The sequence below is a fragment of the Streptomyces sp. NPDC104106 genome, from assembly GCF_055584345.1.
Map to the genome: position 1 here is coordinate 37,213 of NZ_JBVJMF010000021.1, position 13,597 is coordinate 50,809.

Sequence of the window (13,597 nt, forward strand, 5' to 3'; positions counted from 1 at the left end):
CAGCGTGTCCGTTCTGGTTCTCCTGCTCGCCGTGAGCGCCGCCTGCTGTCTGGGTTTCGGATTCGTGCTCCAGCAGAACGCCGCCGAGAAGGCACCGCTCAGCGACTTCCTGTCGTTCCGGCTGCTGGTCGATCTGATGCGGGTGCCGCGCTGGCTCGGCGGGCTCGCCCTGATGGTGGCCGGCATGGTGCTGGGCGCGGTCGCCCTCGGCGAGGGCGAGATCTCCCTGGTGGAACCGCTGCTCGCGACCAACCTGCTGTTCGCGCTCGCCCTCTCCCGGTACCAGACGCGCCAATCCCTCGGCCGGCAGGGCTGGGCGGGGCTGCTGCTGCTCGCGGGCGGGGTGAGCGCGTTCATCACGGCGGGCGAGCCACGGGCCGGCCACGCCGTCACCGATCCGCTGCGGCACTGGCTGATCATCGGCGCGATGGTGGGCGCGGCCCTGGTGCTCACGACGTACGGCAAGCGCTCCCGGCTGAGCTGGGGGCCGGTCCTGCTGGCCACGGCGGCCGGGCTGCTGTACGGCGTGCAGGACGCGCTGACCCGGGTCAGCGGCATCCGCTTCTCCGCCGGCGGCTTCCCGGAACTGCTCACCGGCTGGCAGCCCTACGGCGTGCTGGTCTGCGGCGTCACCGGGCTGGTCCTGGTGCAGAGCGCGTTCGAGACGGCCCCGCTGCGCATGTCGCTGCCCGCGCTCACCGCCGCCGAACCGCTCGCCGGGATCCTGTGCGGGGTGGGCTTCCTCGGCGACCGGCTGCGCACCGACACCGGGGCGCTGGCCTGGGAGGCGGCCGGGCTCGCCGCCGTCGTCGCGGGCATCGTGCTGCTCGGGCTGCACCCGGCGCTGCCCTGTGGCGCGGCCGACGCGCAACCCGCGGCCCGCGACCTCCAGCGCCGCTGAGGCCCCTGCTTGGATGGGGGCATGAACCCTGCTGACGAGATCCTCGACATCGTCGACGACAACGACCGGGTCATCGGCCAGGCCCCGCGCGGCGAGGCGTACGCCCGGGGCCTCACGCACCGCTGCGCGTTCATCGAGGTCCGGGACGCGGCCGGCCGGCTCTTCGTGCACCGGCGCACGGCCACCAAGCTGGTCTTCCCCTCGCTGTACGACATGTTCGTCGGCGGGGTCGTCGGGGCGGGCGAGTCCTACGACGAGGCCGCGCTGCGCGAGGTCGAGGAGGAGCTGGGGGTGAGCGGGCTGCCGCAGCCGGAGTTCCTCTTCAAGTTCCTGTACGGCGGCGGGACCGGGCCCAGCTGGTGGTCGGCGGTGTACCAGGTGCGCTGCTAGCTGCCCGTACGGCCCCAGGTGGAGGAGGTCCAGTGGCACGGCTTCCTGCCCGAGGAGGAGGTGGCGCGGCGCCTGGGCGAGTGGGAGTGGGTGCCGGACGGGCTGGCGGCGTACGAGCGGCTGCAGGCGTTCCGCTCGGGCGGGTGAGACGCCGGCGCCGCCGCCTTCCGTACGGCGTCCGTCACCTTCGTACCGGGGTACCCGTGCGCCAGGCAGCGAAGAGACCCTGCCCGAAGGTGAGCACCATGACCACCCTTCACCGCGAACACACCGACCACGGCACACACCGCCACGGTCCGGACTGCGGGCACAGCGCCGTGCCGCACGGCGACCACCTGGACTACGTGCACGACGGACATCTGCACCGCGAGCACGAGGGCCACTGGGACGAGTGCGAACCGGCCGGGCACACCCCGCACGAGGGCCATGAGCACGTCCACCACGACGAGTGCGGGCACGCCCAGGTCCCGCACGGCGACCACGTCGACTACCTGCACCACGGACACCGGCACGCCGAGCACGAGGGCCACTGGGACGACCACTGACCCCGCCGGGGAGCCGTCGGCCTATCGTGGCTCCGGTCACGTTTGCGTGTGTCTCCGCCCTGCGCACTGGACGGCATACCGACCGGTCGGCATCATGAACGGGACCTGTTCACCCGTTCGTAGGAGTGCCGTATGAGCGCCGACCACCCGCCCGGACTCGACCTGGACCGGCTGCGCGCCCTGCTCGACCGCGAGCGCCCGGGTCTCGTCACCGGCCCGCTGACCGGCAGGCTGATCGAGGGCGGACGGTCGAACCTCACCTACGCGCTCGGCGACGGCGCCTCGAAGTGGGTCGTCCGCAGGCCCCCGCTCGGCCATGTGCTGGCCACCGCGCACGACATGAAGCGCGAACACCGCGTGATCAGCGCCCTGCACCCGACCCGGGTGCCGGTCCCGCGCCCGGTGCTGCTGTGCGAGAACCCCGAGGTGCTCGGGGCGCCGTTCTACGTCATGGAGTTCGTCGAGGGCACCCCGTACCGCACGGCGGAGCAGCTCGCCCCGCTGGGCCCCGAGCGCACCCGCGAGGCGGTGCTGTCCCTGGTGGACACGCTGGTCGAGCTGCACGCGGTGGACCCCGCCGAGGTGGGCCTCGCCGACTTCGGCCGGCCCGAGGGCTTCCTGGACCGCCAGCTGCGCCGCTGGGGCAAGCAGCTCGACGCCTCCCGCAACCGCGAACTGGCCGGCATCGACGAGCTGCACGCGGCCCTCGGCCGCTCCCTGCCCGCCTCCCCCGCCCCGGCCGTCGTCCACGGCGACTACCGCCTCGACAACGTACTCATCGGCGACGACGACCGGATCACGGCCATCCTCGACTGGGAGATGTCCACCCTCGGCGACCCGCTCACCGACCTGGGCCTGCTGGTGATGTACAGCCAGCCGCTGGAGCTGCCGGACTCCCCCATCTCCACGACCGCCACGGCCGCCGGGCACCCCTCGCCGCAGGAGCTGATCGAGCGGTACGCCGCGCGCTCGGGCCGGGACGTCCGCGCCGTCTCCTGGTACACCGCGTTCGCCTGGTTCAAGCTCGCCGTGATCCTGGAGGGCATCCACTACCGCTACACGCTGGGCCAGACGGTCGGGCGCGGCTTCGACCGGATCGGCGATCTCGTGCCCGTCTTCATCGACCACGGACTGACGACTCTTCAGGAAGGCTGATCCAGAGATGGACTTCGCGTTCGACGCGCGCACCGAGGAACTGCGTGCCAAGCTGCTCGCCTTCATGGACGAGTACGTCTACCCCGCCGAGGCGGTCGCCGAAGAGCAGCGGGCCGCCCTGGCCTCCCCCTGGGACACCCCCGCCGTCGTGGAGGAGCTGAAGGCCGAGGCCCGCAGGCAGGGCCTGTGGAACCTGTTCCTGCCCGACGCCGAGTACGGCGCGGGCCTGACGAACCTCCAGTACGCGCCGCTCGCCGAGATCACCGGCCGCTCCCCGCATCTCGCGCCCACGGCGACGAACTGTGCCGCGCCCGACACCGGCAACATGGAGGTGCTGGCCCAGTTCGGCGACGAGCGGCAGCAAAAGCAGTGGCTGGAGCCGCTGCTGGCCGGTGAGATCCGCTCCGCGTTCGCGATGACCGAGCCGGAGGTGGCCTCCTCCGACGCCACCAACATCACCACGCACATCGAGCGGGACGGCGACGAGTACGTCATCACCGGCCGCAAGTGGTACATCTCCGGGGCGATGAACCCGGACTGCAGGATCTTCATCGTGATGGGCAAGACGGACCCGGACGGCGCGGACATCCGCCGCCAGCAGTCGATGGTCCTGGTGCCGCGCGACACCCCGGGCGTGACCGTCAAGCGCGCGATGCAGGTCTTCGGCTACGAGGACCACTCCCACGGCGGCCACGCCGAGGTCGTCTTCGACCACGCGCGCGTGCCGGTCTCGAACCTCGTCGGCGAGGAGGGCGGCGGCTTCGCCATCGCCCAGGCCCGGCTCGGCCCGGGCCGGATCCACCACTGCATGCGGCTGATCGGCATGGCCGAGCGGGCGATCGAGCTGATGTGCCGCCGGGCGGTGTCCCGTACGGCGTTCGGCAAGGCGCTGGCCCAGCAGGGGGTCGTCCAGAACTGGATCGCCGACGCCCGGGTGACGGTGGAGCAGCTGCGGCTGCTGGTCCTGAAGACGGCCTGGCTGATGGACACCGTCGGCAACAAGGGCGCGCACACGGAGATCCAGGCCATCAAGATCGCCACCCCGCGCGCGGTGGTCGGCATCCTCGACCGGGCCATCCAGCTGCACGGCGCGGGCGGCGTGAGCCAGGACTTCCCGCTGGCCGAGCTGTACGCGAGCGCGCGCACCCTGATGCTGGCCGACGGCCCGGACGAGGTGCACCAGCGGTCGCTGGCGCGCCGGGAGTTGAAGAAGTACCTCTGAGCCGCCTGCTCGGCGGGAGCCGCGTACGACCTGTGGCTGTGGGGCACGCCGCCTGGAGCGCCCCACGGCCACAGGGCCCTGCCGCAGGCCCGCGCCCTGCCGGGTGTCCGTCGGTGTCCAGGTCTCCGTACGGGACGGGACCGTCACCGAGCCGACCGAGGCACTCCGGGCCGGCGAGCCGGACCCGGCGTCCGTCGCCCCGGTCGTGCGCTCCCCGCCCGAGGGGCCGCACGCTCGTCGAGGACCCGCCGCGAGCCCTTCGTGGACGTCCGCCGGAACGGCCCCGGAGACGGCCGTACGGCGCCTCGCCGCACCCTGCGGAACGGAGCGCCGTATCACCTGTGAGGTCACCCGGATCGGGGGCGTTCGTTCCCCGGACCGGACTCCGGTTGCCGGCTCCGCAGGCGCGGCAGCCCGGCCCGCGCCGTTGGCGGGGCGGGCGGCCGCGGCATCCGGCGGCCGCCGCCCTCGTGGGTCATCTCACGGCCGCAGTGCCCGCACCAGCAGGTCGGCGAGGTGGTCGGCGACCTGCTGCGGGGTGAGGGGGCCGTTCGGGCGGTACCAGGTCGACAGGTGGTGGACCGAGCCGAAGTGGTAGTCCACGACCAGGTCGGCCGGGGTCGCCGTGGAGAAGACGCCCTCCTTCTGGCCCTCCTCGATCAGCGCGCGGAACCGCTCGTGGTAGCGCCGGCGCTCGGCGCGGACCTGCTTGCTCTTCTCCGGGCTCAGGTGGTGCATCGAGCGGAAGAAGATCATCGCGTCGTCGAGGTTCTCGATCGTCGTGACGACCACGTCCGCGGCGGCGCCCCGCAGGCGCTGCTCGACCGGGGCGTCCATGTCGGCGAAGTGGTCGAGCCGCTCCTGCTGCAGGCGCAGCACGCGCGCGTACACCTCGTGCAGCAGGTCGTCCTTGGAGCCGAAGTAGTGGTACAGCGCCCCCTTGGTGACGCCCGCCGCCTCCACGATCTCCTGCACCGAGGTGCGGTCGTAGCCCTGCTCCGCGAAGAGCCGGGTGGCGGCGGCCAGCAGCCGCTGCGGGACGGGTGTCCCGTCCCCGTCCGTCGTCCTGGGCACTGCCGCCACCTGCCTCTCCCTGATGTTCAGTCGTCGCCGTGCGTACGGGAACGCAGTTCCCGACGGAGGATCTTCCCACTCGCCGTCTTGGGCAGCTCGGGCAGGATCTCCACCTGGCGCGGGTACTTGTAGGCCGCCAGTCTCTCCTTGCAGTACACCGCGAGTTCGTCCGGGTCCGTCCGCGCGCCCGGACGCAGGCTGATGTACGCCTTGACCGTCTCGCCACGATAGCCGTCGGGCACCCCGACGACGGCCGCCTCGCGCACCGCCGGGTGGGTGTACAGCACGTCCTCGACCTCGCGCGGCCACACCTTGAAGCCGGAGGCGTTGATCATGTCCTTCTTGCGGTCGACGACGTACAGCCAGCCCTGCTCGTCCATGAAGCCGATGTCACCGGTGCGCAGCTCGCCGCCGGGGAAGGTCTCGGCGGTGGCCTCCGGGCGCCGCCAGTAGCCGGGGACGACCTGCGGGCCGCGCACCACGATCTCGCCCTGCTCCCCGAAGGGCACCTCCTCGCCCCGGTCGTCCAGGATCCGCACGAGCGTGTCGGCGCCGGGCACACCGACCGACAGCGTGCCGGAGACGGGGTCCACGGGCGCCTCCAGGCCGGGCGGGACGGAGGCGCAGGGGGCGGTGCACTCGGTGAGGCCGTAGCCGACCCGGATGTACGGCCCGAAGCGCTCCCGGAACCCCTCCACCAGCGCGGGCGGCACGGGGGCGCCGCCGGAGGAGATGTTCACGAAGGAGGCGAAGTGCTCCCGGGTGGCGTCCGGGCGGGCGCCCAGCGCCATGAACGCGGTGGCGGGGCCGACCGTGTAGTGCGGGCGGTGCTCGGCGAACGCCTCCAGGACGACACCGGGCTCGAAGCGGTAGGTGAGCACCAGGGTGCCCGCGCTGTTCAGACAGGCGCCGAACTGGCAGACCATGCCGGTGATGTGGAACAGGGGCGCGAGCGCGTAGTAGACCGGAGCTTCGGGCAGCCCGAGCCCGCTGCTCTGGCGCTCGGCGTTGTGCATGATGTTGGCGTGCGTGTTGGTGGCGCCCTTGGGCGTGCCGCTGGTGCCCGAGGTGTAACTGATCAGGGCGGTGTCACCGGGACGCGGATCGCGGCCCGCCGGCGCCCTACCGCCCTGCCGCGCCACGGTCACGAGGTCGTCGGCGTCGGGGGCCTGCGGCAGCCGCTCGAAGGCGAGCACGCGCGCGTCGTTACGCGTTTGGAAGTCCAACTCGCATCCGGTGAGCACGATCCGCACCGGCGAGTCCGCCGCCGTGTCCCGCAGGTACGACTCCCAGGCCCGGTCGGAGCAGACCAGCGCGGCCACCTCGCCGTCCCGCAGGACGTGCCCCACCTCGGCCGACTTGTACATCGGGTTGACCGGGACGACGGTCGCGCCCGCCTTCCAGGCGCCGAGGACGGCGAGGACGAAGTGCGGGGAGTTCTGCAGCAGCACGGCGACCCGGTCGCCGCGCTCCAGCCCGCGCGCGGCGAGGTGGGCGGCGACGGCGTCGCTCAGCTCGTCCACCTCGCGGTAGCTCAGCCGGGCGTCGAAGTAGGCGAGGAAAGTGCGCTCCGGGGCCTCGGCCACGGCGGTGCGCAGCGCGTGCACCAGCGAGTCGGCCGGGTCCACTGGTCCGCGCTGGGCGTCGTCGAGCAGCGCCAGCCAGGGCCGGTCGGCGTAGCGGGAGGGACGGCTCACCGGGCCTCCTCCCACTTCTGCTGGAGGTGGTTCATGCCGGCCAGCCAGCGGTCGGGCTCGGTGGCCCGCGCCTGGTAGTACTCGGCGACCTCGGGGTGCGGCAGGATCAGGAAGCGGTCCTCCTCGATCCCCCGGAACAGGGCGTCGGCGACGGCCTCCGGCTCGATCGCGGTCGGCTGGAGCACCAGGTCGCCGGCGCTGCCGGTCGCGGCCAGCATGTCGGTGCGCACGCCCTGCGGACAGACCGCGTGCACCTTCAGGCCCCGGTGGCGGTACGTCAGGGACAGCCACTCGGCGAAGGCGTAGGCGCCGTGCTTGGTGACGCTGTAGGACGGGGCGCCGATCATGGTGAGCAGCCCGGCGGCCGACACGGTGGCCACGAACCGCCCGCGGCCGCGCTCCAGCCAGTCCGGCAGCAGCTCATGGGCCGCGCGGACGTGCGCCATGACGTTGACGTCCCAGGACAGCGCCCACGACTTCTCGTCGAGCGGCCCGCGCGCACCGCCGTCCTCGAAGGCGATCCCGGCGTTCGCGCAGTACACGTCGACGGTGCCGCCGAGCGCGTCCCGGGCGTCGCCGACGATCGCGGAGGCGTCACCGGGTACGGCGATCGCGCCGATCTCCTCGGCCACCGCCTTGGCCTTCTCGGCGTCGAGGTCGTTCACGACGACCCGCGCCCCCTCGGCGGCGAACCGCCGGGCCAACGCGGCCCCGATCCCCCCGCCCGCCCCCGTGACGACCACTCCCGCATCCTGCACGGCTTCCACCATCGGTCTCCTTCGACGCGACTCAGCGCGGCGCGCATCGGCTCCGGCCGTGCCAGACTAACCAGTCGGTATGTGTAAAGGAAGGGGGGACCGCGCCACCCTCAGGGCATGCGCCTGTCCCGACGGAGACTCCTCGCCTCGGCCCCGCTGGCCGCCGTACCCGCCACCGCACCCCGCCCCCGCGACCCCCTGCGCACCGGCTTCGAGCGGCTCGCGGCCGACGGCTACCGCCTGCTGCGGGACCAGCGCGTGGGGATCGTCACCAACCCCACCGGTGTCACCAGGGACACCTCCCACATCGTCGACGTGATGCACCGCGACCCCCGGGTGCGGCTGACGGCGGTCTTTGGCCCCGAACACGGCTTCCGGGGCACCGCGCAGGCGGGTGGCTCCGAGGGCCGCGCCACCGATCCGGCGACCGGCCTGCCGGTCTACGACACGTACCTCAAGAACGGCCGGCCCCTCGCCGACGTCTTCACCGCCGCCGGCGTCGACACGGTCGTCTTCGACATCCAGGACGTCGGCGCGCGCTTCTACACCTACATCTGGACGCTCTACGACTGCATGGAGGCGGCCCGGCTCGCGGGCAAGCGGTTCGTCGTCCTCGACCGGCCCAACCCGGTGACCGGCCGCGAGGCCCTGGGGCCGGTGCTGCACGGGGAGTTCGCGACCTTCGTCGGACGGCAGCCGATCGCCCAGGCGCACGGGATGACCGTCGCGGAGCTGGCGCGGCTGTTCAACGGGGAGTTCCTGGGCGAGGCGGTCGCCCTGGAGACCGCCCTGATGAGCGGCTGGCGGCGGTCGGACTGGTACGACGCCTCCGCGCTGCCGTGGGTGCCGCCGAGCCCGAACATGCCGACCCCGGACACGGCTCTCGTCTACTGCGGCACCTGCCTGTTCGAGGGGACCAACCTCTCCGAGGGCAGGGGCACGACCCGCCCCTTCGAACTGCTCGGCGCCGAGGGCCTCGACGGCCGGTGGGCCGCCGCCGCGAACCGGCTCGGGCTCCCCGGTGTGCGCTTCCGGGAGGCGTACTTCGTGCCCGCCTTCTCCAAGTTCGCGGGCAGGACGGCCGGCGGGGTGCAGATCCATGTGACGGACCGGGCCGCTTACGACCCCGTGCGCACCGGGATCGCGCTGCTGGTGACGGCGAAGCGACTCTGGCCGGGCTTCGCCTGGCGGCCGGACCGGTGGATCGACAGCCTCACCGGCTCGGCCCGGGTGCGCACGATGATCGACGCCGGTGCGGACACCGACGAGGTGACCGGCGCCTGGCAGGACGAACTGGCCGGGTTCCGGCGGACCCGGAAGCGGTATCTCCTCTACAGGTGAGGCACGGTGCGTGGCCGACGTCGGCCCGGAGCAGGACGATGTGCCCGTGACGGGTCGTCACGCACCGTTTCCTCGGGACGAGGGAGCCTGACATGACGGATCCTGGGATGAGTGTGTCTCCCTACTGGGAGCTGACCTTCGACGCGGACGGGGACGTGGACGCCCCGGAACGCGACCGGTTGGTGGCGCAGGTCGCGCGGCGCGGCGTCCGCGACCTGATCGTCTTCGCCCACGGCTGGAACGACGACCGTACGACCGCGACCGCGCTGTACCGCCGCTTCTTCGCCCCGGTCCCGGGGCTCGCGCCACGAGCCCGCATCGGGTACGTGGGCGTGATCTGGCCGTCGATGCGGTTCAGCGACGAGCCGATCCCCGACTTCCCGAAGTCGGCCGCGGCCGCCCCCGCCCAGGCGGCCGCGCTGGATCCGGACACCCGGCGCGCACTGGTGGCGGTCTTCCCGGACCGGGCGGAGCTGGTCGGCCGGCTGGCGGGCATGCTGGACGAACGGCCGGACACCGCCGGGGCGTTGACGGAGTTCGGGCGGCTGGTGCGGCAGCTGATCGACGGGGAGCGGCGGCCCGGCGTGGCCGACACGGAGGAGGAGGGCGAGCCGTGCGTGTTCACGCAGGACCCGGTGACCGCGTGCGCGGAGTTCGCCGACGCGCTCGCGGCGGTCCGGTCCTCCGGGACGCCGGCCGGGTTCAGCATCCCCAATCCCTGGGAGGGCGCCAAGGAACTGCTGCGGCAGGCGGCCTACTACACGATGAAGCGCCGCGCCGGGACGGTCGGCGAGCACGGGCTCGGGCCCGCGATCGGCGCTCTGGCCGGCGCGGCGCCCGGGGTGCGGGTGCATCTGGCGGGGCACAGCTTCGGCGGCCGGCTGGTGTCGTTCGCGCTGCGCGGACTGCCGGACGGGGTGCGCGCGGTGGCGTCGGTGACGCTGCTGCAGGGTGCCTTCTCGCACTACGCGTTCGCGGACCGGCTGCCGCAGGACTCGGAGCGGGCGGGGGCGTTGAAAGACCTCCAGCGCCGGATCGACGGGCCGCTGGTGGCCTGCTACTCCCACTTCGACTCCGCGCTCGGCACGTTCTATCCGCTGGCCTCCCGGCTGTCCGGGGACGACCGCTCGTGCGTGGGCAGCGAGATCGCGTCCGTGCTGGGGCCGCGGTGGGGGGCCATGGGGCACGACGGGGTGCAGGCGGTGCCGGGAGCCGTGCGGCTGGACCTGGCGACGGCGCTGGCGTCGGGGCTGCCCGCGACGGGCTGCGTGAACGTGGACGCCGCCTCGGTCGTGTGCCGGGGCGGCCCGCCGGCCGGGGCGCACAGCGACATCGTGCACCCCGAACTGGCGCGAGTGGTCCTGGCGGCGGGCCGGATCGCCTGAGCGGCTCGACCCGGCCGGGCGGACGGCACGCCCGGATCGCCCGTGCGGACCGCCCGGCGCCCGGAACCGGCGGCCGTTGACCCGCCGACGCCGGTCGACGGCCGCCGGCGCGCCGGTGGTGGCCACGCAGGCGGTCCGCCGGTGCCGGGGAACCGGCGGCGGCCGACGCGCGTGTGCCGCCACCGGCTCGCCGGCGCTCGGGTCACCGGTGCGAGGTGTACTCCACGACCTGCTGGAAGGTCGGCCGGTTCTGCCAGCTGATCCTGCCGTGCTTGATGCCGCCCAGGGTGCGCTGCACGATCGAGTCGGCGCACCACTGGTCGCCCGCCGAGCACTGGTCGTCGCCCGGGTAGACCTGCGCGGCGGTCATCCCGGCGGCCTGGTCCAGGGTGGTGAGCAGGATGGTGCGGCAGGAGCCGAGGTCACCGCCGCCGCAGTACTTCTCGGCGAGGCCGCCCTGCACGCTCTCCCCGAGCACCGCCCGGATGTCCTTGTCGACATAGCTCCACCAGCCGTACTGGAAGGAGCTGCCGGCGTGCGAGCCGGTCGGGCCGTGTCCGGCGGACGGGGCCTCGTCGATGCTCAGGTTGGCGGTGAGGTCGGTGTACAGGTCGCTGCCGAGGCCGGGTTGGAACTCCGCCTTCACCAGCAGCGGCCACCAGGCGTCCAGGATGCGGATGGCGTCGGCGTTCGCGTAGGTGTGCGAACCCGCCGAGGTCTCCGTGCGCTGGGCGCCGGCCGTGATCCAGGCCTGGAGCTTGTTCACCGCGCCGGCGGCCGCGGGGTCGGTCACCGCCGAGGAGTTGATCACCTTGAGCAGTTTCGGCAGCACGTCCTCGGCGCGCAGGTCGGCGAGGGCCGCGTCCGCCATGGCCCGCACCAGCTGCGTGCGGGTCACCCCGCCGGCCGCGACCAGCTTCTTCACCCGGTCGTCCAGCAGGTTGCCGCGGTGCACCGAGCCGTCGCCCCAGGACGCGGTCGTGTAGTCCTTGGCCTGCTTGTTGTTCCAGGAGACGTAGTAGTCCTGGTCGACGGAGTCAGGGTGGGCGGAGGCCGGGGTGTAGTCCGCCGTGTTGGTGTCCGGGTCCCAGTTCCGCCACTCGTACGCCGCCTGCGCCCAGACCGGGAACTCGGCGTCGACACCGGCGGCCCGGACCGGGTTGTCACCGCTGTTGTAGTACGCGGTGTGCCGGGAGTCGGCGTAGAACCAGTTGAAGGTGAAGTTGATGTGCTGGGCGGCGCTCTGGAAGTCCTGCGGGCCCTTGACGAAGTCCGGGTCGTTCAGCATCTGGAAGCCGATGATCGAGTCGGCCTCGTGCAGGTACGACGAGCGCAGCGTGGTGTAGGCGACCTTCTTGCCGCCGACGGTCGCCCGGTACTCCACCGGTCCGTACTTCGTGCGCCAGACCTTCATCGTGTACGACCCGGCAGCCGTGCTGTCGGCGGTGGTCGGTGACCAGGAGTTCTTCTGCTCGACCTCGTCCATGGCCGTGCAGGTGCCGTGGTACAGGTAGTGGTAGTCGTCCTGGCACAGCTCGACGGCGTAGGTGTCGATGATGTCCTGGCCGGAGGTCGTGGCGGACCACGAGTAGTCCTGGCCGCGGCCGAGTTCCACGTACATGCTCAGGCCCGCGAAGGAAGCGCCGCGGGCGCTGATGCCCGGGCCCTGGATCTCCTGGAGCATGAGCAGCTGCGGGGCGAAGTAGCCGGTCTGCGGCCCGAACACGGCGATCGGATGCCCGCTGGCGGTGTACTTGCCGCTGACCACGAGCGCGTTGGACATGCCCCGGTGGGCGGAGCTGAGCGTGGTCTTCGCCGCGCTCGTCGAGGCGCTCTTGGCGGCCGCGGTGGCCGCGCTGCCCGTGCGGTCGTAGACGAGGGGTTCCTGGGTGACCGATCCGGCATCGGGCAGGGCCTCGCCCTGGGCGGTGGCCGGCTTGCCGCCGTACGGGAAGCTCTGGCCCTCGTGGACGGTCAGGACGGCCTCGGGGTCGTTGCGCTCGCGGAAGGACTCCCAGACCTTGGTGCCCTCCTCGACGCCGTACTTGGCCTGCGCGGCGAGCAGCGAGACGGCGTTGTTGACCTCGCCGCCCCCGCCGGAGCCGAAGAGCGTGCCGATGACGGAGGCCAGCGCCACCAGGTCGGTGATCTTGAAGTGGTCGATCGTGCCGGCGTTGGTGATCGCGTCCTTGTGGCCGGTCAGAACGTATTCGCCGGGGAAGTAGCGGCCGCTGTCGGAGGCGTCGATGTAGGCGTTGATGCCGGCCAGATAGGCGTTCGCGTCGGCGAGGGCCTGCTGCCCGCGGGCGCCGTTCCTCGCCACCGCGTTGTCGATCTGCGCCTGCAGGTCGGCCTCGGTGTACGGCGCGTTGCGGTAGAACTCCTGCTCCAGGCCCTGGTTGGCGGCCGCGCCGCCGGCGAAGGAGGTCAGCTGGCCGCGGCCGACGTGCCGGAAGACGTCCATCAGCCACAACCGGTCCTCGGCCGCCGCGTATCCGGCGCCGAACTCGGTGCCGTACCGGGTGGTGCCCGTGATGTGCGGCACACCGGTCTTCTTGTCGCGGACGATCGTCACGTCACCGCGGCCGGCCGGCTGCTCGGTGGAGGCGACCTGGTCGGAGGGGACGCCGAAGGAGGAGTCGTTGAAGAAGTTGTCGATCGTCGCGTCGGTCAGGCCCTGGTAGCCGGTGGCCAGGTTCGCGTAGGGGCCGAGCTGGTCCTCGGCGTGCGAAGGCTGGGTGCCGAAGGCCTGGTTGAGCAGGATCTGGGCGAGGGTCGCGTTGCCGTTCTCGCCGGGCGGCAGGATGTCCGAGCACTGCCCGCCGCAGTAGTCGTTCGACGCGGCGGCCGTGGCCGCGGACGCCGTCGTCTGGGTGAGGGGAGAGAGAAGACCCCCGACGAGGACGCATATCGAGGCGGACTTCAGGAACCTGGTGAAGGGGCGGGACGTTCTCAGTCTGTCAAGGGCGGTACGTGGGGTTCGCCGTGGCATGGCAGCTCCTCGCGACAGGGGTGCGCGAACGTTACCGCCGGTATCCCCGTGTTTGAAGATGAACATGCGTCACTTTTTGGGGCCGACGCGAACGACCAAGAGGAACGCAACGGAAGAGCACGAGAAGAGATGGAGCC

General features: G+C 72.5%; 10 protein-coding genes and 1 pseudogene. 7 read left to right on the plus strand and 4 right to left on the minus strand.

What is annotated here, in order from left to right:
- Positions 1 to 4: 4 nt before the first annotated feature.
- From ACZ60X_RS35465 to ACZ60X_RS35485, 5 genes and pseudogenes are all read left to right on the plus strand, one after another.
- The gene (locus ACZ60X_RS35465; RefSeq protein WP_469607594.1) at positions 5 to 901 is read left to right on the plus strand and encodes a DMT family transporter; all 897 of its coding nucleotides are present in this window, start codon (positions 5 to 7) and stop codon (positions 899 to 901) included.
- Between the two features lie 21 nt (positions 902 to 922).
- Positions 923 to 1,438 (plus strand): annotated as a pseudogene (locus ACZ60X_RS35470) (NUDIX hydrolase).
- A gap of 98 nt (positions 1,439 to 1,536) precedes the next feature.
- Positions 1,537 to 1,836 (plus strand): hypothetical protein, encoded by a 300-nt coding sequence (locus tag ACZ60X_RS35475; protein WP_469607598.1) that lies wholly within the window; start codon positions 1,537 to 1,539, stop codon positions 1,834 to 1,836.
- Positions 1,837 to 1,968: 132 nt separating this feature from the next.
- Positions 1,969 to 2,991: a phosphotransferase family protein gene (locus tag ACZ60X_RS35480; protein WP_469607600.1), complete on the plus strand. Its 1,023-nt coding sequence runs from the start codon at positions 1,969 to 1,971 to the stop codon at positions 2,989 to 2,991.
- 7 nt (positions 2,992 to 2,998) lie between these two features.
- The gene (locus ACZ60X_RS35485) at positions 2,999 to 4,213 is read left to right on the plus strand and encodes an acyl-CoA dehydrogenase family protein (protein WP_469607603.1); all 1,215 of its coding nucleotides are present in this window, start codon (positions 2,999 to 3,001) and stop codon (positions 4,211 to 4,213) included.
- A gap of 480 nt (positions 4,214 to 4,693) precedes the next feature.
- Here ACZ60X_RS35485 and ACZ60X_RS35490 read toward each other — a convergent pair whose 3' ends face one another.
- The 3 genes from ACZ60X_RS35490 to ACZ60X_RS35500 are packed head-to-tail and all read right to left on the minus strand — an operon-like array spanning position 4,694 to position 7,754.
- The gene (locus ACZ60X_RS35490; RefSeq protein ID WP_469607859.1) at positions 4,694 to 5,287 is read right to left on the minus strand and encodes a TetR/AcrR family transcriptional regulator; all 594 of its coding nucleotides are present in this window, start codon (positions 5,285 to 5,287) and stop codon (positions 4,694 to 4,696) included.
- Between the two features lie 26 nt (positions 5,288 to 5,313).
- Complete coding sequence (locus tag ACZ60X_RS35495) at positions 5,314 to 6,984, minus strand: class I adenylate-forming enzyme family protein (protein ID WP_469607607.1); 1,671 nt, start codon at positions 6,982 to 6,984, stop codon at positions 5,314 to 5,316.
- Positions 6,981 to 7,754 carry an SDR family oxidoreductase gene (locus tag ACZ60X_RS35500; RefSeq protein ID WP_469607610.1) on the minus strand — a complete coding sequence of 258 codons (774 nt, stop codon included), beginning with the start codon at positions 7,752 to 7,754 and terminating at the stop codon, positions 6,981 to 6,983. The genes ACZ60X_RS35495 and ACZ60X_RS35500 overlap by 4 nt, the downstream gene beginning before the upstream one ends.
- A 105-nt stretch (positions 7,755 to 7,859) precedes the next feature.
- Between ACZ60X_RS35500 and ACZ60X_RS35505 the strand changes: the two genes are divergently transcribed.
- Both ACZ60X_RS35505 and ACZ60X_RS35510 read left to right on the plus strand, forming a co-directional pair.
- Positions 7,860 to 9,083 (plus strand): exo-beta-N-acetylmuramidase NamZ family protein, encoded by a 1,224-nt coding sequence (locus tag ACZ60X_RS35505; protein ID WP_469607612.1) that lies wholly within the window; start codon positions 7,860 to 7,862, stop codon positions 9,081 to 9,083.
- Between the two features lie 92 nt (positions 9,084 to 9,175).
- On the plus strand, positions 9,176 to 10,468 hold the full coding sequence (locus tag ACZ60X_RS35510) for a serine-threonine protein kinase (RefSeq protein ID WP_469607615.1): 1,293 nt from the start codon (positions 9,176 to 9,178) through the stop codon (positions 10,466 to 10,468).
- Positions 10,469 to 10,670: 202 nt separating this feature from the next.
- Here the strand turns inward: ACZ60X_RS35510 and ACZ60X_RS35515 are convergent, their stop codons facing one another.
- Positions 10,671 to 13,460, minus strand: coding sequence for a penicillin acylase family protein (locus ACZ60X_RS35515; RefSeq protein WP_469607619.1), 2,790 nt, complete (start codon positions 13,458 to 13,460; stop codon positions 10,671 to 10,673).
- Between the last annotated feature and the right edge of the window lie 137 nt (positions 13,461 to 13,597).

Coding starts and splice junctions, on each gene's coding strand:
- ACZ60X_RS35505 (WP_469607612.1), top strand. CDS start 7,860: ATGCGCCTGTCCCGACGGAGACTCCTCGCCTCGGCCCCGCTGGCCGCC.
- ACZ60X_RS35515 (WP_469607619.1), bottom strand. CDS start 13,460: ATGCCACGGCGAACCCCACGTACCGCCCTTGACAGACTGAGAACGTCC.
- ACZ60X_RS35475 (WP_469607598.1), top strand. CDS start 1,537: ATGACCACCCTTCACCGCGAACACACCGACCACGGCACACACCGCCAC.
- ACZ60X_RS35480 (WP_469607600.1), top strand. CDS start 1,969: ATGAGCGCCGACCACCCGCCCGGACTCGACCTGGACCGGCTGCGCGCC.
- ACZ60X_RS35500 (WP_469607610.1), bottom strand. CDS start 7,754: ATGGTGGAAGCCGTGCAGGATGCGGGAGTGGTCGTCACGGGGGCGGGC.
- ACZ60X_RS35510 (WP_469607615.1), top strand. CDS start 9,176: ATGACGGATCCTGGGATGAGTGTGTCTCCCTACTGGGAGCTGACCTTC.
- ACZ60X_RS35485 (WP_469607603.1), top strand. CDS start 2,999: ATGGACTTCGCGTTCGACGCGCGCACCGAGGAACTGCGTGCCAAGCTG.